The organism is Idiomarina seosinensis (assembly GCF_003987275.1).
Classification (GTDB): Bacteria; Pseudomonadota; Gammaproteobacteria; order Enterobacterales; family Alteromonadaceae; genus Idiomarina; species Idiomarina seosinensis.
On record NZ_PIQF01000004.1, the window covers coordinates 41,379 to 68,003 of the forward strand.

Below are 26,625 nucleotides of genomic sequence, written 5' to 3' on the forward strand. Positions count from 1 at the left end.
GTTAGAGCGGTGCCTATTTCTTTCAAAAATATTGCGATTAATAAAGCCTACACACGGCCTCAGTTAACTGATATATGGGGGCTAGGTGGGCCGCAAGCTATAGCTAGAGGCGTTTTCACGCCGGCTAATGCGAATATTATTATTCTGTTTGTGACCCATGATAAGCGTGACGACTCCACACCATATGATGATCATATATTAGGTGATGTTCTTTATTGGGAAGGAGAAAAAGGGCATTTAAATGACAAAAGAATAGCAAATGCTCACGTAAACGCTGATGAAGTTCATTTGTTTTACCGTGATCACCATCGCGACCCTTTCACTTACTTGGGATTATTAACTTTAATCCAATTCAAAGAAAAAAAAGATAAACCGAGTGAATTTCAATTTCTAATAAACGAGTATGCGTTATTTGACGAAAACGAATTAAAAGAACCCGGGATTGACCCCCAAACTTTTGTTTCAGAAACAAAACGGGAAATAATAATTAATGCTCGTTTGGGGCAACAGCATTTTCGAAGGCAGTTGATTCAGAGGTGGCAGTCATGCTCTGTTACAGGTATCAAGAAACAGGACGTACTTCTGGCGTCACATATTAAGCCATGGAGGTTGAGTTCTAATGGTGAAAAGCTCGACGCCTACAATGGTTTACTTCTAACTCCCGCATTAGACCTGTTGTTTGATAAAGGAATTGTTACCTTTAGACAAAATAAAAAGATAGTTCTCTCTAGTCAACTGGCCTCATGGGAATATCAGAAAATGGGAATCGATTCCGCTATGAAGTTGCGAGAGCTTCCTATTAGAACAAGTAACTACCTTGAGTATCATAGGGATGTTATTTTTAAGCATATTTAAAACAGTTGTTAAAAGTTAATAACTACAAATCAGCCGCAATACGCTCGCCTTACTGACCTTCAATTGCCCCACCCCGAAAATAGTTCTAATATACCCCCACTACCCAGTAACTTACTGATCTCATGTCTTTTTCGTTTAAAAGCTTAAACCGTTTATTTGTCTTTCTATTCGTTCTATTCACCGCTGTCAGCGTGCATGCTTCCGAAATCTTCACGATGGAATCTAAGCTCCTTGATGAAGGGATTACGGCGCGAGTTGCTTTGCCTGAAAGTTATAACCATTCAGACAGTTTTCAGTACCCGGTGCTGCTGGTTATGGACGGGTCAACCCAGTTTGAACATATAGCGGGTAACGTTAATTTTCTAAGTACATTTTCTATCGTGCCGGAAATGATGGTTGTTGGGATCAGCGCCAAGAATCGCCTAAAGCACTTTACCCATACCGAAATAGAAGGCTATGAAGGACGCTCTGGCGGTGCTGAGCAGTATACCCGTTTTTTAAGAGATGAACTTCTGCCTGAGTTACAAAACAAGTATAGAGTGTCGACTTACACGGTAGTCACTGGGCACTCGCTGTCGGGACTGTACACCAGTTATCTGGCGACTCATCATTCGGACTTTATCAACGCTTCAATATCGGTGAGCCCAAGCCTTTGGTGGGATGAATTTACGCTTATAAAAGACATAAAATTGGCGAAACAAGAGTCAGAAAAGCCGCCGGTACGCTGGTTCGTTAGTATGGCGAATGAGCCCAATGAAATGGCAGAGAGCTATGAGCGTTTATTGAATGCGCTGGAAGCGAAGCCGGAATCGATTTTTAACTGGGAGTCAAAGCAGTTCCCCAACGAAACCCATGACAGCACGCCGCTAATTGGCAATGTGGAGGGGCTTAAATCGGTTTTTCGCGGCTTTAATGCAGTGCCGAACATCGAGATTAAGTCGTTGGATCAGTTGCAGGCGTTCTATGCTAATTACGACAAGGCTGTTGGTTATGACTTCCCTATGTCGGTTCATCAGTACAACGTCTATGGTCTAAAAGCCGCTTATGAAGGCAAAGTTGACTGGGGGCAGGCTATCCTCGAGAGGGGCGTCGAGGTATTCGACCAATCAGAAATCCTGTGGGACAGCCTGGCAACGGTTTATTCTATGAATGACAACAACGAAAGTGCGCTAAAAGCTTCGAATAAAGCCTTACACTTCGCACGCGAGCATCAGTCAAAATACATCAGTGAAATTGAAGCGCAGAATAGTGATCTGAAAAAGCAGACAGAAAGATAAATTGTACATATTTATGTATATTATTTTGTTTGTAATTGCGTATGTTTTATGGCTATAATTTGGTCAATAGGTATAAAAGTGGTGAGGTAAAGTATGAACACACAAACTATATTGGCTGAAAAAACGGTCTCTGCCAGTGACGTGCGCAAGCACCCCTGCCAGTATTTTGAGGCTGAGCCTGTGGCAGTACTTTCCCACAATAAAACCGCTGGTTATATGGTGGGCGCAGAGTTATTTGAAGCTATGGTGCGCCAGTTGGAAGCCTGTAACCCTAAAGTAGAGTCCCTTTTTAGGCCGACGGCAGCGAGGCTAAAGGCTATTAGCGCCGAAGCAGAGAAGCTTTTAGCTGAAGCGAAAAAGTCTGATCTGGATGACTTTGAAGAGTGATTCGGGTTTTTAAAAGCAAACAGATTCGTCAGCAATTAATTGATATTGAGCTGGATGCATTAGTAAAAGACTTTAAGCGTTATAAAAGCGGCGAGGGCGTGCCTGACTTTTTCGGGCGCGATGAACGTTACGATCATCCAGATACCTTTCCGGTTCTTCGTGACAACGAAGTAATGCATTTGCATCTACAAGATCCCGATGAGCCTTGGCCTTTGCATTGCATTCAGTTTGCTAAGAAAAGCGATACGCACTTAGTCTATTGTCCGGCAGCTATGACGCCCAACTGCTATTTGCTTATGATAATTCTTGATCCTCCTGCTCACAACAAAGCATGGAGCAGTGCGATCATGCTACCTCTAGGAATAATGGCAGAAAAATTCCGTAATCGGTATTAAAATTCACCTGCCGCGACAAGACCAACAAAGCCGTGTTATTTATGCTGGGCAAACCCATAAAAATTTGTTTTGCTGTAAAGTATTAATAAACCAATAATACTTTAACGATATGCTGCAACGCCGTTCAGGAAAGACCACAAGCTTTAATGCCGCGACGCCGGATAGTGATGCGCAGCGCGATCGAGCGCGGATTATTCATTCGTCGGCGTTTCGGCGGCTGCAGGCTAAAACCCAGGTGTTGGGTGTTGGGCAGAGCGATTTTTACCGCACGCGACTAACCCATACCATGGAAGTAGCGCAAATTGGGTCGGGCATTTGCGAGAAGTTAAAGCAAAAATACGCTAATAATCAGAGTATTTCGCAGCATATCCCTTCATTTTTTCAAATAGAAGCTATTTGCCTGGCGCACGATATTGGCCATCCTCCGTTCGGCCATGGTGGGGAAGTAGCGCTGAATTACGCGATGCACCGGCACGGCGGATTCGAGGGCAATGGGCAAACGCTGCGTATTATTTCTAAGCTGGGTGAATACTCCGATGATGATGGGCTCGATTTAACCCGGCGCACTTTACTTGGGGTGTTGAAGTATCCTGTGTTGTATCGCGAAGTGGCCTCGCAACAGCTAACCAGTGACTCCCCTGTCGCTGATTTTAAGCCGCCTAAATGCATTCATGATGACGAACAGGATGTCCTTAGCTGGGTGCTTGAGCCGTTTACAAATGAAGATACGGATATTTTCCGTTCAGTAAAAGAGCAGAAGGATAAACGAAAGTCACAGTTTAAAGCGTTCGATACCTCGATCATGGAGTTGGCAGATGATATCTCCTATGGAGTCCATGACTTAGAGGATGCGCTGGCGCTGAACTTAGTAACAGAACGCCAATGGCGTGAAGATGTATTAAAAAAGGTGCTAACGGACAGTATTATCGCCAAGAATGCTGACTTTTACACGGACAAGTTATTTTCCGGTGAGAGCCGATCACGCAAACATGCGATCAGTTTATTAATTGGTCACTTTATTCCGCATATCGAAATTTTTCAGCAACAACGGTTCCATTCCCCTTATCTGGACCTGCAAGCGCGGTTGCCTGACGATATTGAGCACACGTTGACGGTACTAAAAGACTTTGTTTTTAAACACGTGATTCGTAGCGCATCGGTGAAAGCGATGGAATACAAAGGCCAGGCAATGATTATGAAGCTATTTAATGCCTTAGGCGCAAATCCGGAGCAATTGCTGCAACCGTCCACGCTGGAGAAGTATCAGTCAGCTGAAAACCCGAACCGGGTCATCTGCGATTACATTTCGGGTATGACCGATAATTATGCGGTTAAGCTGTATAACCGGTTGTTTAATCCCTTTGAAGGTTCGGCCATAGAGCGGGTATAACCTATGAATGTGTATTGGATGCTGCTGATTGCCTGGGGTGCAGGTTTAACAGCCCTTCTAGGGGGCGCAATAGCGCACATTGAAGGCAGTGCCAATACCATGGGCAAGCGCGAATTAGTGCATGGTGTTAACGCGTTCGGCGGCGGTATTTTGATGGCGGCCGTTGCTTTTGCATTGGTACCCGAAGGGCTCAAACATTTAGGTGTCTGGCAGGTTACGTTGTGCTTTTTACTGGGCGGTATAGTGACTAGTATTGCCGATGCGTGGCTCGCTCGGCGCAACGGTAATGTTGCACAATTTATGGCGATGCTGCTGGACTTTATACCCGAAGCGATATCGTTAGGCGCGTTGTTTGTTGCGAGTCCGTCAACTGGCCTATTACTGGCTATTTTTATTGCAGCGCAAAACTTCCCGGAAGGCTTTAACTCTTATCGGGAGCTTAAGTTTGCACAGCTCAGTTCGAAAACAGCGTTAGTGGGTTTGTTCGGCGTATCCTTTTTCGGACCGCTGGCAGCTTTGTCGGGCTACTTGTGGTTAAGCGATGCGTCTCAAGTTACTGCAATGATCATGAGTTTTGCAGCTGGCGGTATCCTTTACCTGGTATTTCAGGACATTGCTCCGCAAGCAAGAATGCGTCGCCACTGGACGCCGGCTTTAGGGGCGGTATTCGGCTTTACTTTGGGTATGTTAGTGAAGCAACTGCTGGGCTAAGGAGTTTCTATGAATACAGTTGATCAGCATCTTTCACGCTGCGTGGAGCTTGCAGAAGAGGCTCTGAATGCTGGAGATGCGCCATTTGGGTCGGTACTGGTCGATGCGATGGGTACGGTTTTGCGCGAGGACCGTAACCGGGTTAATACGGTTGCTAAGACCTATCACCCTGAGATTGAATTAGCCCGCTGGGCTGCCGAAAATTTATCGCTGGAGCAGCGCAAAAAAACCGTGATGTACACATCCGGAGAGCATTGCCCAATGTGTTCGGCCGCACACGGTTGGGCGGAGCTCGGTAAAGTGGTTTATATTCACTCCACCCAGCACTTAACGGCCTGGCATCAAGAGTTCGGTTTGAGTGGCTCGCGAGTTAAACAGCTGCCCATCAGTGACGTAGTGCCTGAATTGGAAGTCGAAGGTCCGATTGACGATTTACTGCCGCAAATGTACCAGTTGCATAAACGTTATATCAGCAGCAAGACTGGTTAAGCTCGGTAATCATAGCTTTTTATCTGGCAAGGGATCTCTCCCAGAATCATTTCAGCTATAATTCGCTCAAATTCCAGCCACAAAAGGCAACGTTATGGCGAAAGGTAAGCAAGAATCGATAGTACTAGAAACGCCAACGGGATCTGATCATGTGTTGCTTCACTCCTGCTGCGCGCCCTGTTCAGGCGAAGTTATGGAGCGAATGGCGGAAGCTGGCATAAAGTTTACGATTTTCTTTTATAATCCAAACATTCATCCAGAACGAGAATACTTACTGCGTAAAGAAGAGAACATCCGCTTTGCTGAGAAGCTTGGCGTTGATTTTATTGACTGTGACTATGACAGTAAGAACTGGTTTGAGCGGGTGAAAGGGCTTGAATGGGAGCCGGAACGAGGCAAGCGTTGTACCGAATGTTTTGATATGCGCTTTGAGCGTACTGCATTGTATGCGCATGAAAACGGCTTCGACACCATTACCAGTTGTCTTGGCATTTCACGCTGGAAGAATATGGAACAGATTAATGACTGTGGTCAGCGCGCGGTGGCACCCTACGAGGGACTGCATTACTGGACCTTTAACTGGCGCAAACAAGGCGGCTCCGCCCGGATGGTAGAAATTGCTAAACGCGAACGGTTCTATCAGCAGGAATATTGTGGCTGTGTTTATTCTCTGCGGGATACCAACCGCTGGCGCTTAAAGAATGGGCGCGACCGCATCCAAATTGGGGTTGAGTATTACACCAACGATTAAGGAGCTGCTCAGTAAGTGATGAAACAGTCTTCAGATACAGTGGTTATGGTGCGTCCGCACCATTTTGCGTCTAACCCGGAAACCGTTGCGGATAACGCCTTTCAGTCGTTGGCTGCGGAGGGTACGGATGTCGCTAAAAAGGCTTACGCGGAAGTCACTGGTGCGGCGGAGATTTTAGCCAACAAAGGTGTCACCGTTCATTTGTTCGAGGACAGAGGAACTGAAACACCCGACTCGGTATTTCCCAATAACTGGTTCAGCACGCATAGCAGCGGTGAGCTGGTTTTGTATCCGATGTATTGCAATAACCGCCGAAAAGAACGTCGTTCGGATATTATCGACTTTTTACAGCAGAAATATGGCTACAACAAACGGGTCGACTTGAGTGAGTTAGAGCGCGAAGACCTGTTTTTAGAAGGCACGGGGTCTATTGTGTTCGATCACACTAATAAGCTGGCCTATGCTGCTCGTTCTAACCGAATGGACGAAACGGCACTGCAACAGCTGTGCAAGCAGATTGATTACCAGCCGATAGTCTTTGATGCCACCAGCCAGGACGGCCAGCCGGTTTACCACACCAATGTGCTGATGGCGGTTGGGACTGACTTTGTAATGGCTTCGGTAGAGATGATCCGTAATGAGCAGCAGCGACGGATGTTGATCAATACCGTTGAGCAGTCGGGAAAAACATTGATCGCTTTGTCAGAGCAAGAAATCGAAAACTTTGTCGGCAATACACTAGAGCTGGAAGCAGAAGGACAAAAACTTTTGGCGATTTCTGACACCGGTTACCGATCACTAACAGTAGATAACAGACAGCAATTAGAGCGTTTTGTCGAGCTGGTGCCTATTGCGGTTCCTACTCTGGAGCTGGGCGGAGGTTCTATCCGTTGCATGCTGGCCCAGGTATTTCCGCCGCTTAATCGTATATAAACCACTTTTATAAAATTAATTGAAAATATAATTTGACATTATTTTTAAAGCGCGTACATTAGGCGGCGTTGGATAAGAAACAGTTAGTTAAACACGCACTACGTAGCATTCAAGTCTTCACGGCAACAATACCTTCGTCCTGTAAGTTTTAAGTTTCATTTTTTACCCCGCATGATCACCGTCCCAGGGCCAGGCCCGTTTCGGTACTTTTATAAATTTAAAATTTCAGGATATTATTATGTCTAATTCAGTAAATGGTGTTGTTAAGTGGTTTAACGAAGCAAAAGGTTTTGGTTTTATCGAGCAGCAAGGTGGCGCAGACGTATTTGCTCACTTTAGCGCTATCGTTAGCGATGGTTTCAAGACGCTGACCGAAGGCCAACGCGTTTCTTTCTCAGTAACCCAGGGTCCTAAAGGTCCTCAAGCTGAGAACATCCAAGCGCTGTAATGCGTCTGGACTAGCTTTTAACTAAGCTAAAAAAATTATGAAGAGCAGCCTAAGGGCTGCTTTTTTTGTGCCTGAATTTCAGTCGAAAAGCCCGTAGAATACAGTTAACCACCCTCATTATTTGGAGTGACATCGTGACTCAACCTTTGCAGCAACTTATTTGTCCGTTAGACCGCGACCCGCTCGAGCAGTCAGAGCGCAGCTGGTGTTGTGAGCACGGGCATAGCTTTGACGTTGCCAGGCAAGGTTACGTCAACTTATTGCCGGTGCAAAAAAAACGCTCAAAAGATCCCGGTGATAGCAAAGCGATGATAACTGCCCGCCGACACTTTTTGCAGCAGGGCCATTACCAACCGATAGCCAGTGCTATCGCTGAGACCGTTCTGAGTAGCGGTAACCAAGCAATTTTGGATGCAGGTTGTGGTGAAGGTTATTACTTAAACTATTTAACCGCCGCTGCGGAACAACAAGATACAGAGTTGGCTGTAGCTGGACTGGATATCTCGAAGTGGGCGATTCAGGCGGCGGCGAAGCGTGACAAACAAGTTAACTGGATGGTCGCTTCAAACAGCGCGATCCCGCTGGCCGACAGTAGTGTGGACAGTCTTTTGTGTATCTTTGGTTTTCCAGTGACCGATGAATTTAAACGAGTGTTAAAACCGGGGGGCCGGCTAATCATGGTCGACCCAGGGGCAGAGCATTTGCAGCAGTTAAAAGCCATTATCTATGCGCAGTTAAAGACTAAACCGAAGACACTGCCGATTAACGATAGCCAGTTTCAGCTTGATTCTGAACAGCGGCTCAGCTTTCCGGTCAGTTTATCGTCGCAAGAGGCGATTGATAATTTACTTGTGATGACACCACATTTGTATCGGGGCAGTGCCGAAGGCCTTAAAAAAGCAGCACAACTAAACCAAATCGAGTTAACCGCTGATGTTTGGCTACGTGTTTTTACTCTGAGCGTTGAGTAACTATGAAGGCGGTTGTTCACACCTCTATTACGGAAATTGAGCCGAGGCAATGGAATAATTTGTTCAGCTCTGATTATCCGTTTCTGCACTATGGTTTTTTTCTGGCACTTGAAAAAGGTGGAAGTCTTGGTCCCCAGCGAGGCTGGGTGCCGCGCTACGTGATGGTCTACGACAACGATATTGCGGTTGCTGCTATGCCATGGTTTAAAAAGACTCACTCATATGGAGAATACCTGTTTGATTGGGCTTTTGCAGAGGCGTTTGAGCGCTATGGTTTTCAATATTACCCGAAATTAGTCAACGCAATTCCTTTTACCCCCTGCCAGGGGCCAAGACTGGGGCTTTGCGATTCACTGAAGGCGAATCAGGTACTACCGCTAATTGAGTCGGCGTTGTTAGTCGATGAAGATGTCAGTAATTTACAGTGCCTGTATGTTGAGGAAGATCTGGGTCTTGCCTTGCAAGAAGAAGGCTGGTGGCAGCGTTACGATATTCAGTTTTTGTGGAAAAACCGAAACTACCTCGATTTTGACGACTTTTTAAGCCGGTTGGTGTCGCGTAAGCGTAAATCGCTGCGCAAAGAGCGTCTGAAAGTTGCGTCACAGGGTATCGAGATGAAGACTTTAGCCGGCGATCAGCTGACGGCTGAATTCTGGAGCGCATTTGCCCAGCTCTATCAGTTAACCTATTTAAAACGGTCGGGACACGGCGGCTATTTAACACCCGAGACATTAAAATTGTGGGGGCAATATCTGGCAGAGTCTATCGTCGTCTTTGCTGCCTATCATGAGCAAAAAATGGTAGCAGCCTCTCTGTGCTTTAAAGACTCAAACACGCTTTATGGGCGCTATTGGGGGTGTTTGCAGGAGTTTGATTTTCTGCATTTCGAAGCTTGTTACTATCAAGGTATTGAATACTGCATTGAGCATGGGCTGCAGCATTTTGATGCTGGTGCGCAGGGCGAACACAAATTGCACCGTGGTTTTGAGCCCGTTTTACGGCAAGGGTTTTATCGGTTTCAGCCTTCTCCGCTAACGGACGCCGTAGAGGACTACTGTCAGCGAGAGCGCAAGGCGATAAACGAGCATTGCAAGATGTTAAGCGAACACTCGCCCTATAAGCAAAGCCCCTAATACATAGGCCAGACTAAGACTATCATGATGGTCGCTACGACCGACGCTAATAGTGACAAGGGAAGGCCTAATTTCCAGTAGTCACTGAAGCTGTATCCGCCCGGGCCCATTACCAAAATATTGGACTGATGACCTATGGGCGTTAAAAAGGGTACTGCGGCACCGATGGCGACCGCCATTAAAAAGGGGTCCATGCTGGCGCCGAAACTACTGGCCATACTAATACCGATAGGCGCCATTAATACTGCGGCTGCCGCGTTGTTGACGATATTAGAGAGCAGCATGGTCACCAGCAGTAATAGAGCGATAGCAACAAATTCCGGAGAGCCTTGGCTTAACGTTACGACTGCGTCGGCGATCGTGTCTGCGGCACCACTCCGCTCAAGCGCTGAGCCTAATGGAATGGTAGCTCCCAATAGCACAATAATAGGCCAATCGATGCTGTCATATAATTCGCGTAAAGGCAGGATATTGGTTAGCACCATAAGACCAGCGGCCAGAGAAAAGGCGACTGGAACCGAAATAAGTCCAACTGCGGCAGCGGCGATTGAACTGGCGAAAATGGCGAGAGGTAGCAATAGTTTTTTGGACGACCCGATGCGCAAGCTCCGCTGAGCCAGAGGCAAGCAGCCAAATCGTTGAAAGATGTCTTCAAGCGTTTCGGCATCGCCTTGCAGCAGCATTACATCACCGGGCTTAAAGCGGATGTTGGCTAGTGCCGTGCCCAGTTTTTGGCCTTCACGCGCAACCCCCAGAACGTTGATGCCATAACGGCTGCGTAGCTTCATGTCAGCGGCGGAGCGACCAATAAGTTTAGAATCGTGGCCAACAATCCCTTCAATAACGGTGATATCATCGGACTTCAGAAAGCGATCATCAATGTCTTCATTCGCGTTTAGTTCGAGACCGGTTCCGTCTATAACCTGCTGGATTGTTTCGGCATTCGCTTCGACAATTAACACATCGTTTGCTTCCAGTCGTTGGTAGCGAGCGGGAGCAGACCAGCGCGTGTCACCCCGTTGTAGCGCGACAATCACAAAGTCTTCTTCGCTGCGGCTTTCTAACTCATACAGGGTTTTGCCAATAAACTCTGATTGTTCAGGCACATATAATTCAGTGAGATAACTGCTGACATCGTACAATGATTCTGACTTGGTTTTTCCAGATCGGGCCGGAACTAACCAGTGGCTGAGCAGCCACATGAAGACCAGACCCGCAACGGCAATCGCGAGCCCTACCGGAGTAAAGTCGAAGATTCCAAAAGATTCCCCGGTAGCCTCCCGGCGAATATCAGCAATGATAATATTGGGCGGTGTTCCCACCATGGTAATAGCACCACCCAGCAATGAACCAAAAGCCATCGGCATTAATAGCTTTGATGGGTTATTACCACTGCTGCGGGCCAGCTGCAATGCTACTGGAATCATAATCGCCATGGTGCCGGTATTACTAATAAATGCAGAGCACAGTGTCGTCACCGAGGTTAAAGCAATGAGCTGTAACCAGCGAGAGTCGCCAATTTTTCGCATCCCAGAGGCTAAGCTATCGACCACACCAGAGCGCCACAGTGCCTGACTGATAATCAGAACTGCGGCAACTGTAATGACTGCTGCATTTCCAAAGCCACTAAAGACTTCTTCGGTAGGGACCAAACCTAACAGCGCTGCTGTTAAAAGCGCCATCATTGCAACCAGATCGTAGCGCCACTTGTCGAGTACAAACAGCGCGAGCATGACAATGAGTATTCCACCGATAAGCCACTGATCCAGCATCCCAAATATTTCCGTTAAAAAAGTACTCAGTAAACATTACACAACCTGTAGCCTTTGTACTACCACTGAACGTTGACTATATTGACGGTAGTACCAAATCAGGAGGTCACAATATGAAGTACGCTTTATTAAGCAGTACCGCACTGTTCGCTGTGGCAAGCTTATGCAGCGCACCGGTGTTAGCAGATGATCACACTAAAGGCTTAGCAACAGCTGAAATTCAGGAGTGGGATGTACCATGGGACGACAGCCGTCCGCGGGATCCCTGGGTGCATGAGGGGACTGTCTGGTTCGTTGAAACAGGAGTCCAGCCCAACCGGTTGGTTGGATTCGATACCGAGTCAAAAACGTTTTCTGAGCCAATGCCAATTCCAAGTGGTGGTGGCACAGTTCGCCACATGTATTATGACGAGGCCACCGACTCGATTTGGTTCGGTACCGACGTCGATACCGTTGGCGTTGTTCGATTAACGCCTTAGTTTATAACGGTAGTACTTTAAACACTCCAACATAAGAGCCCTGGTGTTTAGTCGCCGGGGCTTTTCCGTTGCCACTCTTTTATTAATCGATTTTGCATTTATCTATTTGGGAACGAATTAACTTGGTGTTACTCTATATGAAAACAATTCGCATTTGCAATTTAGATAAAATTAAGGCTTATTTCAGTTTCTATTAACAGAGAAAGGTTTATGAGAAGTATTGTCGCAGAGACGGTGACAGCGGTTCACCATTGGAATGACACGTTATTTAGTTTTAAAACGACGAGAAAACCCACCTTCACTTTTGAAAACGGTCAATTCGTGATGATGGGGTTACAGTTAGAAGATAAACCATTACTTCGCGCTTATAGTATCGCCAGCGCGAATTATGAGGAAGAGCTTGAATTCTTCAGCATTAAAGTACCAGATGGTGCTTTAACGTCGCGCTTGCAGCATCTGCAAGTGGGTGACGAAATTGTGCTATCCACCCGGCCCACAGGAACACTGGTTCCGGGTCATTTACTGCCGGGTAAAAACCTGTATCTGCTGAGTACCGGCACCGGCTTAGCACCTTTTATGAGTGTCATCAAAGATCCAGATATGTACGAGCGCTTTGATAAAATTATATTGGTGCACGGTGTTCGTTACGTTTCGGAGTTAGCTTATCAGCAGGAGATATGCGACCAACTGCCGAATAATGAATACTTTGGTGACTGGGTCAGCGAGAAGCTTATCTACTATCCAACGGTGACCCGAGAGGCTTTTAAAACAGAACCCCATCAAAAACGTATTACGGAACTGTTGGAAACGGATCTGCTGACTCAGCAAATTGGCTTGCCAGCCATCAACCCGGAGCACGATCGCTTTATGCTTTGCGGAAATAACGCTATGCTTGAAGACATCATGGCGATTTTGAATGCTCGCGGGTTTACTAAGGCGACCTCACGCAGGCAAGGGGACTATGTAATCGAGCAGGCCTTTATCGAAAAATAGAGGAGCAAAGCGATCAGTTGGCATCAATTATTAACCGACATTAGAGCTTGTCAGCTGTGTGAAAAGCATTTGCCATTGGGTGCAAGACCGGTAGTACAGCTGCACCCGGACGCGCGTATTCTTGTTGCTGGCCAGGCGCCGGGCAAAAAAGTACATCGTTCGGGTAAGCCATTTGATGATGCCAGTGGTGATCGGCTTAGGAGCTGGCTTGGGGTTGATACGAACACCTTTTATGATGCTCAGAAACTTGCGATTGTTCCGATGGGGTTTTGCTACCCGGGTACGGGCAAATCTGGTGATATGCCGCCTCGTCCAGAGTGTGCCGCTACCTGGCGCGCTAGTATTATGCAACAATTACCGAATATCGAGTTAGTATTGGCGATTGGCCAGTACGCACAACAATGGCATATAACTCGACACTTTAACGAACCTAGGCAGACCCTTACTGCGCGAGTACAGAACTGGCAAACCTATTTATCGGTAGGGGTTTTACCATTGCCTCATCCTAGCCCCCGTAATAACCTCTGGCTAAGACGCAACCCGTGGTTCGAAACTAATGTATTGCCGGAATTAAAACGCCGGGTTGCTAAATTACTGTGAGGTCGCTAATGCGTGCTATCGTTTCTTATTGTCGCTTAATACTGTTTGTTTTAGGTGTTCTGGCCGGTGTGCAGGTGCCTCACTTTGTTGATCAATACGGCAAAGCGTTACAATCCCATTACCTTGAGTCCGAGAAGAGTATTAGCGAATTCCGACAGGAAGCCGAAAAATATTTTGATGGTGATTTGGAGCAACTGATCGCCTACTACCAGCAATCTGATGACCGCGTATTTGCTGAGGGTGGCGACAGCATTGACGCAATTTACCAGCGTTATTTGCTGTTACAAACAACCTTAACTGAATTCGGCTCGAGCCCGTTTAATGCCTATCAACAAACTTTTCTGACGCCGGTTAGCGATATAAGGCACGAAGTTAGTAACAACTTTTCGTATGCGATACAACTGACACCGGCCGCCATTGGGATGGGGTTGGTCATTGGGTTTATTTTAGCGGTGATTGGTGAGATAGTAGTCCGCTTAATTCTTTGGCCACTAAAACGAAACAATCGTGCTAAGCGCTATAAGCCCCAATAAACTATCACCAACACGCTGGCGTCATTGGCACCGGTGGCTTTCCTTACTTTTTGGCATACAACTGGTTATCTGGAGCATTTCAGGTAGCTACATGGTGCTGGTCGAGCTTGGCTTTATCCACGGTGATCATTTAGTCAGTAAGCCTAAAACGACTTTAGTAACTACTGGTGTCAGGCCTGTGTCGGATGTGCTAAAGCAGCACCCAGCGGCAACCAAAGTAAGTTTACAAAATCAGTTTATTAATGGGCGCTGGCAGCCGGTTTATCATTTAACGGCCAACGAATTAACGTTGCTTAATGCCAATACGTTAAAGCCGATTAACCTATCTGAATCCGATATTGCCAGAATTGCGGCGCAGCGTTTTTCTGGCGCGGCAAGTATAACCTCGGTAACTCTCTTGCAAGACAAAGCGCCCAGCGAAATTCCGTCCTCGATATTACCGGTCTGGCAGGTCAATTTTGCCGGGATTAGCGCACCCACCCTTTACCTGCATCCTGCTACCGGCGATGTGGTGACCAAACGGCACAACTACTGGCGGCTATTCGACTTCTTTTGGATGTTGCACATCATGGATTATGAGCACCGCGCTGATATCACTAACGGCTGGATTCAATTCTTTATAGCCGGCAACATTGCATTATTCATTACCGGTGTCGCTTTATTGATATTTACCTTACGCAAGCCAGAATCTTTGGGGGGTCGCCAATGACCCGTTGGTTGCAATGGTTTCACCGTTGGCTTGGGCTGATTCTTGGTCTGCAGGTTCTAATTTGGTTAATCACCGGGCTGTACTTTAGTGTCATGGGTAATCAGGCGATGTCCGGACATACCCATTTTGAGCCATTGCCCAATGAATCGCTTGCTGGTCTGGAGTGGAGCTCTAATATCGGTGATTTAAGCCGACGGTTTGATGATATTCAGCAAGTTGAATGGCAGCAGGTTCTGCAAATACCACAGCTGAAGGTCGTTACGGCGGACAACACTTACTATCTTGATGGGCGCAGCGGTAAACCGTGGCAAACAGATAGGGCGTTAGCGACTGACATTGCAAAGGCCAGCTATAGCGGTGCGGGCACCATTGATGAAGTTGTTGAGGTTGATGCCCGTTTCCAAGTGTTGTTTGATGATCCGGTTTCCACAGAAGTGCTTATCGGCAAAGCTGACGGCGCAGTGCAAGGACACCGCAATTGGAATTGGTATATAGCGGACTGGATGTTCCGGTTGCATTTTATGGACTATAGTGGCGGTCGCGATTTCAACAACTTGTTGATACGGGCAAGCGGGCTAGTCACTCTGTGGTTTGCGATTGCAGGACTTATTTTGCTGCTGCGCAATGTCAAACGAGGAGACTTATGGCGGCCGCAAACGTTATTACATCAGTTACAACATAAGCAGCATCCTGTCGCATCAGGCTGTGGGGGCGGCGGTACCTGTGGACTTTGTAAAGTTAAGTACACTGCAGATATTCCTGCGGTAAGCTCAGCAGATAACCAGCTATTAAGCCCTGATGAAATTGCTGACGGCATCAGGCTATCGTGCCAACAGCGCAAATTACCCGATAGCGGGCTTCGCGACATTGAGTTACTGGATGTTAATGCTAGAGCATGGCAGCTCGAAATAGAGTCCGAGCAACAAATTACACCGACATTAAAACACATCGTATTTCTACGGCCGCCCAACTTTACGTTTAATCCCGGTCAGTTTTTGCAATTTCAGATTGCCACTCGAGCGGGCGCTGTTCTCCGCAACTATTCTTTAGCCAATCGCTCAGATGACAATCAGTTAAGTGTGCTGGTACGGCGGATCGAAAATGGTATCGGCTCTGAGTTTATGCACAGCTTGCGAGCAGGCGACCGAGTTGATGTGATAGGGCCGCTTGGAGACTTTCAGTTGCGCAGCGAAAACCAGCGCAATGGCTATTCGGTTTTTATTGGAGGTGGCGCTGGAATTGCGCCTATTCGTTCACAGGTACTCAGTCTGTTATCTTCTCAAGACCCTGCGCAGGTCGTTCTTTTTTATGGGGCAAGATGCGAGCAAGAACTCGCCTTTCAAGCTGAATTTGAACGGCTAGCAAAAGACCACCGCCTGCGGTATATCCCAGTTTTGTCCGAGTCGTTAAGTGCTAGCGGTGACTTTTTAACGGGCTGGGTTCACTCAGAAGCTTTAAAATATATCGAGAACGTTGGTGTGGACAAAGTGGATGTTTATCTTTGTGGCCCACCGGCTATGCTTAACCAAACGTTGAATGGGCTGCGTGAACTTGGAGTGCCCGCTGAGCGGGTTCGTTACGACGACTTTGGTATTTAATGAGGAATTATTTATGGATAAGTTTATGGAAGCCGCATTAGCTGAAGCCAAGCGGAGTATGGAAACTGGCGGCATCCCGATTGGCTCAGTGATAGTGCATGACGAAAAAATAATTGGCCGGGGTCATAACCAGCGGGTACAAAAAGGAAGTTCGGTACTTCACGGCGAAATGGATGCATTAGAGAATGCGGGTCGGCAACCGGCTTCGGTCTATAAAAATAGTGTGCTATATACCACACTGTCGCCCTGCCCTATGTGTACTGGTGCGATTCTACTTTACGGGATTCCGGAAGTGGTTATCGGCGAGAATCAAACCTTTATGGGCGAGGAGGAACTGTTAAAATCGCGTGGAGTAAAGGTGACGGTTTTGCAGGCGGAACCATGTACCGCTTTAATGAAACGCTTTATTGAGCAGTCGCCGCAGCTGTGGAATGAAGATATTGGTTGTGAATAGATTACGGGAGTTATGATGTCGTACGATTGGGTGGTGTTTGATGCCGATGAGACTTTATTTACGTTTGATGCAAGAAGAGGTTTGAGCACTCTATTCGGTCGTTACGGTATGGATTTTGATGATCAGGTTTTTCACCAGTTTAAATCCGTTAACCAGCCACTCTGGAAAGGCTTTCAAGATGGAGAGCTGACCGCTAAGGATATTAAACAACGCCGTTTTGTTCCGTGGGAGCGAGAGTTTGGTAAGTCATCGGAAGCTATTAATACCGAGTTTATGAGTTGTATGGCGGGTATCACTGAAACTATTGAGGGAACGGAGCAGTTGCTGGATAGCCTGCATGGTAAGGCTAAAATGGGCATTATTACCAACGGCTTTGTGGAGTTACAGCAGGAGCGACTGGAAAAAACCAGTACCCATCATTACTTTGACTTTTTAGTGGTTTCCGAAGCAATTGGTATCGCCAAGCCAGATCCTGAGATCTTTCATCATGTTCATAAACACTATATGCAGGAGCAACCTGCGCCAGAGCGTATTTTGATGGTGGGGGACAACGCGCATTCAGACATTCTCGGCGGATTAAATGCCGGCTGGCATACCTGCTGGTTTAACCGGGACGGTAGTGACAAACCCGAAGACATAAACCCACACCACACCATCACCCATCTCGATCAGCTGACTCGTTTACTGAGTTAGCGTTAGAACCAGCGGTTGGCGGTTTTACGGTAGTCTGTGTATTGCTTACCGAAAAGCTGAGTTAATGCTCGTTCCTCCGGTTTTATCTGAAATTGATTGAGATAAAACATGTACAGGGGCAAGCCGAGGAGAGCAGCCATATTACCGAGCCATAAACCCCAGGCAAACAATAGTAATAAGAAACCAAGGTACATAGGATTACGGGTATATTTGTAGACTCCCGACGTTACCAGACTAGAGCTCTTATCTGGAGTTCTCGGATCAGGAGTCGTCTGTGCCCGCTTAAAGCTAATGACACCCAGTAATGGCACAACAATACCCAAAAAGCCGATGACCGCGATGGTCCAAAGAGGCACAGCGGAAAAGCTGACCTGCGGTGTGAATAGCATTACAAACCACATTAAAATGGCGATAATGGCAACGACAATTACCGGTGGTATTTTTAATTCTAAAAACTTCATGGCAGCAGGACTTAAATGGCAAGCGATAATGAAATTATGAGGCAGACCCAGGCCTGGGTTCAACAATTGATTGTTAAATATAACATTTGCCCATTTGCGCGGCGCGAAGTTGAGCGTCAATCAATTCGTTATGCTGTGAGTCATGAGAGTGATTTTGAGTCGACTTTGGATCGGGTGGTCGCCGAGTGTCAGTTTTTAGACGAGCATGTTGATACCGAAACGACGATGTTAATGCTCCCTGCGTTTACGTCATTCGATGAGTTTCTTGACTTGATTGCCGTTTCACAGCAACTGCTATCGATGAGCGGTTATGACGGCGTTTATCAGCTAGCTCACTTCCATCCTGACTATTGTTTTGAGGGAGAGCAGCCGGCCGACCCAGCTAATTATACCAATCGCGCCCCCCACCCCACGTTACACTTTCTGCGTGAGGCATCAATGGAAAGGGCATTAATGGCTACTGAAAACCCGGAACAAATTCCTCAGCGGAATATTGAGTTTGCTCGCCGCCGCGGCAGCGAATTTTTTAAACGAATTTTAGCTGACGTTAAAGCACGTTATTAAGCGCGATACCGATACCAAACCGAGTTTGTTTATGGTTGTAATCGATTAGGCTCTCGCCGTAACCGGTAAATAAAGATGTGTAGCCAATAAATTTGCCCCATAACGGAAAGGTCCAGTTAAGTTCTGCGGAACCGCGGCCGGTCTCTATGGCATGTTTTAAGCGGAATATGTATTCAAAGTCACCATCACTGTAGGCGGTCGAAAACTCGTAATTACCTACGTAGTCTTCAATGTTCGGATTATCATCACCACTGGCCTCTAATGGATCGCTTTTAGCGTCCTCTTGTAGGCGAATCCATGGCTTAACGGAAAATACGAAGTCACCTTTTTCAACAATTAGTTGCGCATAAAACCGGTTCCAGCTTCTCGACAGAGGCTGGCTTCTGCCATTGGACAGATGTTCAGCGCCAAACACTAAAGCGGTATTGGTACCTAGCGGATGCCAGCCTGTTGGTGTCGCATAAAAGAACTCGGGCATGTAGTTAGTTTCGCGGAAGGGCTTAGAGATATTATCCGAGTAAATTTGCCACCAAGACTGAACAGTAAACCCAAAGAATAACTTGTCACCTTCAAACAGCAGGCTTTCCTTATTAAAAGGAACCTTAAAGCTCATCTGAAATTTTGCTTCGTAGTCCTCCAGGTTCCCCCGGTAACCCTCGAGCTCTGCGTACTGTATTCGGTTTATGTTGTTGCTGCTCAGCACCGGCAGCATATAATTGCGTCGGTGAGGCGTTAATACATAAGGGTCGAACTGGGTAACCTCTTCGCTTTGTACACGTCGTGTTAATGCGCCGGGCTCAGATTCAACCGCATCAAATTCTACCACCTCGTTATCTTTTGCCGCTCGAAGCTGTTGTTCGCAGCTAGCACGAATGTCAGCCACTGTGGTCTGGGCATCCGTTGTGTTCATTTTATCCAGCAAACATTGCTGCATGTCGGAAAGATCCTGGGCACTTACCGATAGGGCGCTTAATGCAAATGGCAACGATGCCAGCCAAACTGATGTTTTCATGGTATTACTTTCCCGACTAAATTTATTTACAGCATAGCCATCATACGTTAAATAATCGCTGTAAAGATCGTTTTTACACTAAACAGCCTCGGCTGCTGCGTAGGCACTTGCCCAGGCCCATTGGAAATTATAGCCGCCTAGCCAGCCGGTAACATCGACCACTTCGCCAATAAAGTACAGTCCCGGTTGCTTCTTACTTTCCATTGTTTTCGAGCTGATTTCATCGACGTTGACGCCACCTATAGTCACTTCTGCGGTTCGATAGCCCTCTGTGCCATTAGGTTTTAATTGCCAATGGTTCAGTGTTTCGGCGACTGCCTCTAGTTGAGCGTTGGAAGTGTCGGCAAGCCTTTGATCGACTGGCCATTGATGCTCATCGGCCAGTGCCTGCATTACCCGTTTCGGGAAGTGGGCCTGGATTACGGTTGCCAGGCGAGTTTTAGGTTGTTGCGCTTGTTGCTCTTTAAGCCACGGGTAGGCTTCGATATCCGGTAAAAGATCGATGCTAACGCTCTCTCCCGGCTGCCAGTAAGACGATACCTGTAAAATAGCTGGACCGCTAATGCCGCGATGGGTAAACAGCATAGATTCACGGAAATACCCGTCATTAGCAGCGGCAGTAACCGGTACGGAGACCCCCGAGAGTTCACCGAACCGCTGCTTTTGTTGCTCATGCAGGGTAAAGGGGACCAACCCTGCGCGCACCGGCACAATCGAATGGCCGAACTGTTCGGCAAGCTGATAGCCAAAGGGGGTTGCCCCCAGCTTCGGCATGGATAGACCACCGCAGGCAACGACAAGCTGGCGACTATTGTAGTCACCCTGGCTGGTGCTAAGCCGGTAGTTGTCGTCGTTATAGTCTACGCCCAGCACTTCTGTTCGCAGCTGCACTTTGGCACCAAATTTTTCGCACTCAGCCAGCAGCATTTTAACAATGTCTTTGGCTGAGTTGTCGCAAAACAATTGGCCCAGAGTTTTCTCGTGATAGGCAATATCGTATTGCGCGACCAGGTTGATAAAATCCCACTGCGTATACCGGCTTAATGCTGATTTACAAAAGTGAGGATTGCTGGATAAGTAATTTTCGGGACTGGCGTATAGATTAGTAAAGTTACACCGCCCACCGCCGGAGATAAGAATTTTTTTACCAGCCTGCTTAGCGTGATCAATCAATAGCACACTGCGGCCGCGTCGGGCTGCGTTGGCAGCACAATGAAGGCCCGCGGCTCCGGCTCCAATAATGATCACATCGTATTTCTGCATGGCTGACTTACTAGCTCAATTGCTCAAGTACATATTCTGCTTTACTGACGTCGAACTGCTTATCGTCCTCTACGAATAGATGTTCAACGATGCCATCCTCAATGACCATAGCGTAGCGCTTTGAACGAATACCACCAAAAGCACCAGTGTCAGAGGCGAGCCCAAGCTTTTCGCTGTATTCGCCATTACCATCCGATAATAACCGAACCTTATCTCCGATCCCCAATGATTCGCCCCAGGCACGCATCACAAATGCGTCATTAACGGCCAGGCAGTTAATACTTTGAACGCCTTTAGTAGCCAACTCTTCAGCGAGATCAACGTAGCCAGGTAAATGCTTCTCCGAACAGGTCGGAGTAAATGCGCCCGGTACAGCGAATACAATATGACGCCCTTTAGCGAAGAGTTCCTTTGGATCGTAATGTTGAATACCTAACTCGCCTTTGCTGGTTAATGTTCCGCTGGGGAGTTGGTCGTTTTCGTTTATCATGAGTTGAATCCTTGATTGATATATATGTCGAAACGATGTTTCTTACTCTTTAGCTGACGGTTTGGTTCAGTGCCAGCCAGGTAAGGAGCACTCGCCGGACGTTTTACCACGACTCGATAGCGAGCGACAGATAGTGCGGGTTGCAGTAAAGTGTCGGCGTCTTCGTCCTGACCGACAAGCTGCTGGAACATCTGCATATCTTTTTTAACTTGCGCCTTTTGCTTGCCTGTCTTTGGGTACATAGGGTCAAGATAAACCACATCGCAGCTATCCGGATCTAAGTCAGCGATATGCTGTTGATTGAGCAGCTCCATGCGCTGTGCCGCTAACCCTATATTATCGGACATTAGCTGCGCTCGTTGCAAAGCATCGGCAAGTAACTCTCTAACCATTGGGTGGCGCTCAATAAGTTGAACATGACATCCGAACTGGGCCAGAACTAAGGCATCACGCGCTAAACCGGCTGTGGCATCGATAACGGACGGTTGGAACTTTCCTGTCACCCCGACGGCTTTAGCAATGGCTTCCGACTTAAGTGATGAGTGTTGCGCCCGGTAGGCTGCTTTGCCCTGATGGAAGTCGATAATTAAGGGGCGCATTGGCTGCGAAGCCTCTCGCCAAAATAAACCCAGGCCGTCTTCCGTTTGTTTCAATTCAAAAGCATTTGCCATTAGCGGTCCATATCAACATGGGGGATATCATCCTCCAGGTACTCTGGGCCAATCGCTTTAAAGCCAAAGCTTTGGTAAAAGGCTAGCAAGTATGTTTGAGCACCGACGCGTATGGTTGCTTGAGGAGCCTGTTGCTCCAAATAATCGATCGCTCGTTGCATCAGCTCCCGGCCTAGCCCACTGCGTCTTACCGACGAATGCGTAAGTACACGACCGATCCGGCCATAAGACTGTTGTTCATCGGGTTTATAAATACGGGCATAGGCCACTATCAAACCATCGTCGTCAGTAGCCACTAGGTGCAGCGCCTGTTCGTCTTCGCCATCAGCATCTAAATAAGGACATGTTTGTTCCACCACAAACACTTCTTGGCGAAGTTTAAGAATCTGATAAAGCTGACGTAGCGAAAGCTCGTCAAACGCGTAAATAAACCAGTTCATGTACCTACTTTCTGCATCTTTTGAGTGAGTGGAATGACATTCGTTGTTGAATAAAGCGCTAACAGCTCTCCCACCGGTTTACGGCAGTCACCTTTTTGACTGATGCTTCTGGACACTGATAGCTGTTGCAGCTGTGCTTTCTCGTACAGAGCTCGCGTTAACGGGGTATCGTGGTTACTGATCAATACCGGGATGTGCCTCTTATGAGCCGCTCTCAATGCGTGCCTGGCTAGCTCACTTTGATCGCCTAAGCCAAAGCCGCCGGTTGCGTAACTGGTAAAGTTAGAGCTTTGAACCAAGGGCGCATAGGGAGGATCACAGTAGATGACATCGCCTTTACGAGCACGCCTGAATACTTGCTCGAAGGAGCTGCAAATAAATTTTGCGCGCTTGGCTTTTTCCGCAAAAAACTCAATTTCTGCGGCAGGGAAATAGGGCTTACGGTAATCGCCGAAAGGTACGTTAAAAATGCCTTTACTGTTGTATCGGCAAAGCCCGTTATAACCATGACGGTTCATGTATAAAAATAGTAGCGACCGGTAATAGGGATCAACGGACTGGTTAAACTCTTTCCGGAGGGCGTAATAGGCGTCACTGCGATTATTGCGGTCACTGAACAACCGTCGCGCGTCTTCAATAAAGGTTTTGGGCCGGCGCTTAACGAATTGATACAGCGTAATTAGGTCAGGGTTTATATCGTTGAGCAGATATCGGTCGTAATCGGTATTCAAGAACACTGAACCCGCCCCGACAAAAGGTTCGATAAGCTTTTTACCCGTCGGCAACTGGTTCTTGATGGGCTCGACTAGTGAGTATTTACCCCCTGCCCATTTTAAAAAAGCCCTGTTCTTCTTCATTGACCGACCTATGGTGAAACTTAAAGCTAGTGTAACCGAAAGGCCGGACGATGAAAATTACTGTGCTTGAGACTGAGCGATTTCTTTTTGCATGGTGCCGGTAGATTTTGCCCACGGTTCCATACTCTGCACGTTAGCGGGCAACTGCTGTACCGCCGACCGAGCTTGATCAAGCGAGTCAAAGTTACCGTAAACGATGACATAGGCACCGTCATTGCGCTGATAGACATCGGTTATGTCGGTTAGCTGATAATCCTGACGGAACTCGGTCAATAACTGTTGATTACTGATTATTGCTATTTGCAGAGCGTAAGACTCCGGATTTCGGTCTAATATTGCAGCTGACTGGAAAGGTAAATTTAGGGCCTCGGGAGCCTGCTCCGCAGGTTCAGGAGTCGTCGCTTTTTCCACCTTTTCTGAAGGCTGTTTTATCAGGCCAACTTCAAGCTCTCGTGGATCATTCTCTGCGGCGGCTCCTCTGTTTAAGTTGTCCAAAGCTTCGCGATAAGAGATCGCTAAATCTTCTGGCATCAATGCCAGGCTTTCTGCCGTTATTGGTTCAAACTCCGGTAGTTGATTGACTGCAGCTGCTGGCTCAGCAACTTCGGCAGTTTCAGCTGGTTTATCAGTTTCAGTTGGATTTGTTTCTTCTTCGGTACTAGTAGCAGGCGTATTGGCTGTGCCTAAGTAGCTGATTAAAGTGTCATGATTTAGGTAACCCGCGGCAGCAATACTTAATAACGCTGCGATTAGCAACACGACACCCAGTTTAACCGGGCGGCCTGAACCTTCAGTGCTGTTGTTGAGAGAAACCTGGTCATCATCAAGCTGCGTTTCATCATCAACTGTGGTGGATGGCTGGTCTTCTTTATAACGTTGCGCTTGAGTTGCAAGGGCTAACTGTAAGCGCTGTTGTATTTCTCCAGGATAACCATTAATGGTGCTGAGAAATTGTTGAATTCTATCCAAGTTCCAAAGGCGGCGCTGTCGCTCAGGTAGTAATGCCTGAATGAACCGCACTTGCTCTTCTTTGCTCATCGGTTGAACTTCGAGCATGACCGGGCCTTGCACGCGCAAGTGTGGCGCTGGCTTTTGTTGATAGGCCCAACGGCTGTCTGCGACTACAACAACACTTACTTTCTGGCCAATTGCAGATAGTTGATTAACGGTAGAAATACACTCGGCTAAAAAGCCGTCGGGTAGTTTTTCGCCGCTATCAATAACAATGACGGCATGACGGAGGGGAGCCTGACGCTGAATCTGCCGACTTAATGTCTCATCACTTAAACTGATGGTGCCGAATAACTGATTCAGAATTTGAGCGCGCAGTCGATCCACCGTCGAACGATCATTGGCGGTAATAAAAGCACATTCGGCATAGTTTGAGGCTTGCTCTAAAAATAGCTCGGCAATCGTAGTCTTACCCGAGCCGTCACCACCGTGCAGCATGATCAAAGAGTCATTTTGCTGACATTGCTGATGCAATTGTTCAATGATCGCCTGTTGGCTAGTTTTTACTTTTACCGGTGCTGCGACAATATGTTGTTGAGCCACTGCTTGCATAACTGTGTTCCTGTTTGATGCGTTAGCAACATTCAGTGATCACAGCCGCTATCTTGTTTTCATCCAAGTCTTTAAAGACTGCTGCAGAACCAATACTGGTTGGCAGAATGAAATGCAGTTTTCCGTCTTTTACCTTTTTGTCCCGTTGCATATATTCAAGCCACTGAGACCATTCCATGTGTGGGCCTTTTGTCGGCAAGCCAAAGGCACTCATTAAGTCATAGATTCGACGGAAATCTGACGCTGACAGTTGCTGTGTCACTTCCGCTAACTTCGATGCAATAATGGTGCCAGCAGCAACAGCTTCGCCGTGAGTCCATTCGCCATAGTGAGTCGCAGCTTCTATCGCATGACCGAAGGTGTGTCCTAAATTAAGCAAGGCTCTAACACCTTTTTCGCGCTCATCCAGCGCTACAATTTCAGCTTTTATTTCGCAACTGCGTTTAATGGCATAGATAAGCGAGTCGGTGTCGCGGCTTTTTAGCTCTGACGTATGATGTTCAAGCCAATTAAAAAAGTCATTGTCATAGATAATGCCGTATTTGATGACTTCGGCAAGGCCACTTTTATAGTGTCGTTCGGGTAATGTTTGTAGGCAATCGGTATCGATTAATACCGCCTGGGGTTGATAAAAAGCGCCGATCAGGTTTTTCCCTTGCGGATGATTGACTGCAGTTTTACCGCCGACAGAAGAATCGACTTGTGCCAATAAAGTGGTGGGGATTTGATAAAAGTCGACACCGCGTTGAAAGGTGGCTGCAACAAAACCTGCTAAATCCCCAACAACTCCGCCACCGAGCGCAACAATTGCCGAATCGCGATTAAACCCAGCATTAATGAGCTGATCCATGACTTCACTATAAACCGAGAGACTTTTGTATTGTTCACCATCTGGCATCTCAAAGACAGTGACGTGGTGCTCTGCCAGTTTATTAAGTAAAGGGTGCAAATAGTACTGGGCAACGGTGGGGTTAGTGATAACGCAGATTTGTCGATTTTTGTCGGGTATTGAAGTGCTGAGCTGCCCCAACTTTCCAGCTTCGATGTAAATAGGGTAGCTGCGCTCATTTAGGTTAACTTTTACGGTTGCCATGGCGCAGCTCCTTATTGTTAATTGCTATTAACTTAAACCGTTAATGCCAAGTTGTTCTATAATTTCGTTAACCACAACTTTAGCACTTTGCTCGTCGGTTCTCACCGTGATGTCAGCAATCTCTTCGTATAAAGGATCGCGTGCCTCGGCTAGCTCTTCTAGCACTTTACGTGGGTCATCAGCCTCAGCGATAAGTGGACGACGCTTGTCGCGCTGGGTTCTGGCCAGCTGCTTGTCGATAGTGGTTTTCAGGTATACGACCACGCCGCGCGCAGAAAGTCGATTACGGCTTTCCTTGCTCATTACCGAGCCACCACCGGTTGCCAGCACAATGCCCATGTTTTCAGTGAGATCTTCGATTACTTTTTCTTCTCGTGCACGGAAGCCTTCTTCGCCTTCCAGCTCGAATACCCAGCTGATGTCAGCACCAGTGCGGCGCTCAATCTCAGTATCAGAATCGTAGAAATCTAGATGGAGTTGTCTGGCGATTTGACGACCAATCGTACTTTTGCCGGCGCCCATAGGGCCAACAAGAAAAATATTACGTTTCTCAGCCATATTCCTGCTTACGTCACTGTTAAAATTAGCTGTAACTCACGAATCCGGAGTGTCTAGAGACGTCCCCCAACCCAACGAAAAG

General features: G+C 47.3%; 32 protein-coding genes. 21 read left to right on the forward strand and 11 right to left on the reverse strand.

Annotated features, from left to right (window positions below):
* Positions 1-9: 9 nt before the first annotated feature.
* From CWI81_RS11090 to CWI81_RS11145, 12 genes are all read left to right on the forward strand, one after another.
* The gene (locus CWI81_RS11090) at positions 10-855 is read left to right on the forward strand and encodes an HNH endonuclease (protein WP_157983307.1); all 846 of its coding nucleotides are present in this window, start codon (positions 10-12) and stop codon (positions 853-855) included.
* A 215-nt stretch (positions 856-1,070) separates the two neighbouring features.
* Positions 1,071-2,132 carry an alpha/beta hydrolase gene (locus tag CWI81_RS11095; protein ID WP_241970424.1) on the forward strand — a complete coding sequence of 354 codons (1,062 nt, stop codon included), beginning with the start codon at positions 1,071-1,073 and terminating at the stop codon, positions 2,130-2,132.
* Between the two features lie 93 nt (positions 2,133-2,225).
* Complete coding sequence (gene yafN / locus CWI81_RS11100; protein WP_126785383.1) at positions 2,226-2,519, forward strand: type I toxin-antitoxin system antitoxin YafN; 294 nt, start codon at positions 2,226-2,228, stop codon at positions 2,517-2,519.
* On the forward strand, positions 2,516-2,914 hold the full coding sequence (locus CWI81_RS11105; RefSeq protein WP_126785384.1) for a type II toxin-antitoxin system YafO family toxin: 399 nt from the start codon (positions 2,516-2,518) through the stop codon (positions 2,912-2,914). Before yafN ends, CWI81_RS11105 begins: the two co-directional genes overlap by 4 nt.
* Before the next feature lie 109 nt (positions 2,915-3,023).
* Positions 3,024-4,304: an anti-phage deoxyguanosine triphosphatase gene (locus tag CWI81_RS11110; RefSeq protein WP_126785385.1), complete on the forward strand. Its 1,281-nt coding sequence runs from the start codon at positions 3,024-3,026 to the stop codon at positions 4,302-4,304.
* A gap of 3 nt (positions 4,305-4,307) precedes the next feature.
* The gene (locus tag CWI81_RS11115; protein WP_126785386.1) at positions 4,308-5,015 is read left to right on the forward strand and encodes a ZIP family metal transporter; all 708 of its coding nucleotides are present in this window, start codon (positions 4,308-4,310) and stop codon (positions 5,013-5,015) included.
* A 9-nt stretch (positions 5,016-5,024) separates the two neighbouring features.
* On the forward strand, positions 5,025-5,504 hold the full coding sequence (locus tag CWI81_RS11120) for a nucleoside deaminase (RefSeq protein WP_126785387.1): 480 nt from the start codon (positions 5,025-5,027) through the stop codon (positions 5,502-5,504).
* A 94-nt stretch (positions 5,505-5,598) separates the two neighbouring features.
* The gene (locus tag CWI81_RS11125) at positions 5,599-6,255 is read left to right on the forward strand and encodes an epoxyqueuosine reductase QueH (protein ID WP_126785388.1); all 657 of its coding nucleotides are present in this window, start codon (positions 5,599-5,601) and stop codon (positions 6,253-6,255) included.
* A gap of 18 nt (positions 6,256-6,273) precedes the next feature.
* The gene (gene ctlX, locus CWI81_RS11130) at positions 6,274-7,188 is read left to right on the forward strand and encodes a citrulline utilization hydrolase CtlX (protein WP_126785389.1); all 915 of its coding nucleotides are present in this window, start codon (positions 6,274-6,276) and stop codon (positions 7,186-7,188) included.
* Between the two features lie 238 nt (positions 7,189-7,426).
* Entirely contained in the window at positions 7,427-7,636 is a 210-nt protein-coding gene (locus CWI81_RS11135) for a cold-shock protein (RefSeq protein ID WP_105307555.1), read from the forward strand.
* Positions 7,637-7,770: 134 nt separating this feature from the next.
* A complete protein-coding gene (locus CWI81_RS11140) occupies positions 7,771-8,607 on the forward strand; it encodes a putative RNA methyltransferase (RefSeq protein ID WP_126785390.1) in 837 nt (278 codons plus the stop codon).
* A gap of 2 nt (positions 8,608-8,609) precedes the next feature.
* Positions 8,610-9,740, forward strand: coding sequence for a GNAT family N-acetyltransferase (locus CWI81_RS11145; RefSeq protein ID WP_126785391.1), 1,131 nt, complete (start codon positions 8,610-8,612; stop codon positions 9,738-9,740).
* On the opposite strand, the gene CWI81_RS11150 is transcribed toward CWI81_RS11145, so the two are convergent.
* Entirely contained in the window at positions 9,737-11,512 is a 1,776-nt protein-coding gene (locus tag CWI81_RS11150; RefSeq protein WP_126785392.1) for an SLC13 family permease, read from the reverse strand. The two genes, CWI81_RS11145 and CWI81_RS11150, sit on opposite strands and share 4 nt — an antisense overlap.
* Before the next feature lie 113 nt (positions 11,513-11,625).
* On the opposite strand from CWI81_RS11150, the gene CWI81_RS11155 reads away from it, so the two are divergent.
* From CWI81_RS11155 to yjjG, 8 genes are all read left to right on the forward strand, one after another.
* Positions 11,626-11,991 carry an NHL repeat-containing protein gene (locus CWI81_RS11155; RefSeq protein WP_126785393.1) on the forward strand — a complete coding sequence of 122 codons (366 nt, stop codon included), beginning with the start codon at positions 11,626-11,628 and terminating at the stop codon, positions 11,989-11,991.
* Between the two features lie 210 nt (positions 11,992-12,201).
* Positions 12,202-12,984 carry a ferredoxin--NADP reductase gene (locus tag CWI81_RS11160; protein ID WP_126785394.1) on the forward strand — a complete coding sequence of 261 codons (783 nt, stop codon included), beginning with the start codon at positions 12,202-12,204 and terminating at the stop codon, positions 12,982-12,984.
* Between the two features lie 12 nt (positions 12,985-12,996).
* Positions 12,997-13,584, forward strand: coding sequence for a uracil-DNA glycosylase family protein (locus CWI81_RS11165; RefSeq protein ID WP_126785395.1), 588 nt, complete (start codon positions 12,997-12,999; stop codon positions 13,582-13,584).
* An 8-nt stretch (positions 13,585-13,592) separates the two neighbouring features.
* A complete protein-coding gene (locus CWI81_RS11170; protein WP_126785396.1) occupies positions 13,593-14,117 on the forward strand; it encodes a DUF2937 family protein in 525 nt (174 codons plus the stop codon).
* Entirely contained in the window at positions 14,092-14,826 is a 735-nt protein-coding gene (locus CWI81_RS11175) for a hypothetical protein (RefSeq protein ID WP_241970425.1), read from the forward strand. Before CWI81_RS11170 ends, CWI81_RS11175 begins: the two co-directional genes overlap by 26 nt.
* Positions 14,823-16,424, forward strand: a complete 1,602-nt coding sequence (locus CWI81_RS11180) for a PepSY domain-containing protein (protein ID WP_126785397.1) — start codon at positions 14,823-14,825, stop codon at positions 16,422-16,424. The genes CWI81_RS11175 and CWI81_RS11180 overlap by 4 nt, the downstream gene beginning before the upstream one ends.
* Positions 16,425-16,437: 13 nt before the next feature.
* Positions 16,438-16,878 carry a nucleoside deaminase gene (locus CWI81_RS11185; RefSeq protein ID WP_126785398.1) on the forward strand — a complete coding sequence of 147 codons (441 nt, stop codon included), beginning with the start codon at positions 16,438-16,440 and terminating at the stop codon, positions 16,876-16,878.
* Positions 16,879-16,893: 15 nt separating this feature from the next.
* Positions 16,894-17,571: a pyrimidine 5'-nucleotidase gene (gene yjjG, locus CWI81_RS11190; RefSeq protein WP_126785581.1), complete on the forward strand. Its 678-nt coding sequence runs from the start codon at positions 16,894-16,896 to the stop codon at positions 17,569-17,571.
* 2 nt (positions 17,572-17,573) lie between these two features.
* On the opposite strand, the gene CWI81_RS11195 is transcribed toward yjjG, so the two are convergent.
* Positions 17,574-18,032, reverse strand: a complete 459-nt coding sequence (locus tag CWI81_RS11195; protein ID WP_126785399.1) for a methyltransferase family protein — start codon at positions 18,030-18,032, stop codon at positions 17,574-17,576.
* A 15-nt stretch (positions 18,033-18,047) separates the two neighbouring features.
* Here CWI81_RS11195 and CWI81_RS11200 point away from each other — a divergent pair, with 15 nt between their 5' ends.
* On the forward strand, positions 18,048-18,596 hold the full coding sequence (locus CWI81_RS11200) for a DUF1415 domain-containing protein (protein WP_126785400.1): 549 nt from the start codon (positions 18,048-18,050) through the stop codon (positions 18,594-18,596).
* Here CWI81_RS11200 and CWI81_RS11205 read toward each other — a convergent pair.
* The 9 genes from CWI81_RS11205 to aroK form a co-directional block, all read right to left on the reverse strand.
* Positions 18,580-19,608: a phospholipase A gene (locus CWI81_RS11205; protein ID WP_126785401.1), complete on the reverse strand. Its 1,029-nt coding sequence runs from the start codon at positions 19,606-19,608 to the stop codon at positions 18,580-18,582. The genes CWI81_RS11200 and CWI81_RS11205 overlap by 17 nt on opposite strands.
* Positions 19,609-19,686: 78 nt before the next feature.
* Complete coding sequence (locus CWI81_RS11210; RefSeq protein ID WP_126785402.1) at positions 19,687-20,871, reverse strand: BaiN/RdsA family NAD(P)/FAD-dependent oxidoreductase; 1,185 nt, start codon at positions 20,869-20,871, stop codon at positions 19,687-19,689.
* Between the two features lie 10 nt (positions 20,872-20,881).
* Positions 20,882-21,361 (reverse strand): peroxiredoxin, encoded by a 480-nt coding sequence (locus tag CWI81_RS11215; RefSeq protein WP_126785403.1) that lies wholly within the window; start codon positions 21,359-21,361, stop codon positions 20,882-20,884.
* Positions 21,358-22,032, reverse strand: a complete 675-nt coding sequence (locus CWI81_RS11220; protein ID WP_126785404.1) for a class I SAM-dependent methyltransferase — start codon at positions 22,030-22,032, stop codon at positions 21,358-21,360. The genes CWI81_RS11215 and CWI81_RS11220 overlap by 4 nt, the downstream gene beginning before the upstream one ends.
* Positions 22,032-22,472 carry a GNAT family N-acetyltransferase gene (locus CWI81_RS11225; protein WP_126785405.1) on the reverse strand — a complete coding sequence of 147 codons (441 nt, stop codon included), beginning with the start codon at positions 22,470-22,472 and terminating at the stop codon, positions 22,032-22,034. The genes CWI81_RS11220 and CWI81_RS11225 overlap by 1 nt, the downstream gene beginning before the upstream one ends.
* The gene (locus tag CWI81_RS11230) at positions 22,469-23,329 is read right to left on the reverse strand and encodes a Dam family site-specific DNA-(adenine-N6)-methyltransferase (RefSeq protein ID WP_126785406.1); all 861 of its coding nucleotides are present in this window, start codon (positions 23,327-23,329) and stop codon (positions 22,469-22,471) included. The genes CWI81_RS11225 and CWI81_RS11230 overlap by 4 nt, the downstream gene beginning before the upstream one ends.
* Before the next feature lie 57 nt (positions 23,330-23,386).
* Positions 23,387-24,892: an AAA family ATPase gene (locus CWI81_RS11235; RefSeq protein WP_126785407.1), complete on the reverse strand. Its 1,506-nt coding sequence runs from the start codon at positions 24,890-24,892 to the stop codon at positions 23,387-23,389.
* Positions 24,893-24,914: 22 nt separating this feature from the next.
* Positions 24,915-25,985: a 3-dehydroquinate synthase gene (gene aroB / locus CWI81_RS11240; RefSeq protein WP_126785408.1), complete on the reverse strand. Its 1,071-nt coding sequence runs from the start codon at positions 25,983-25,985 to the stop codon at positions 24,915-24,917.
* A 27-nt stretch (positions 25,986-26,012) separates the two neighbouring features.
* Positions 26,013-26,543, reverse strand: coding sequence for a shikimate kinase AroK (aroK, locus tag CWI81_RS11245; RefSeq protein WP_126785409.1), 531 nt, complete (start codon positions 26,541-26,543; stop codon positions 26,013-26,015).
* Positions 26,544-26,625: the final 82 nt, after the last annotated feature.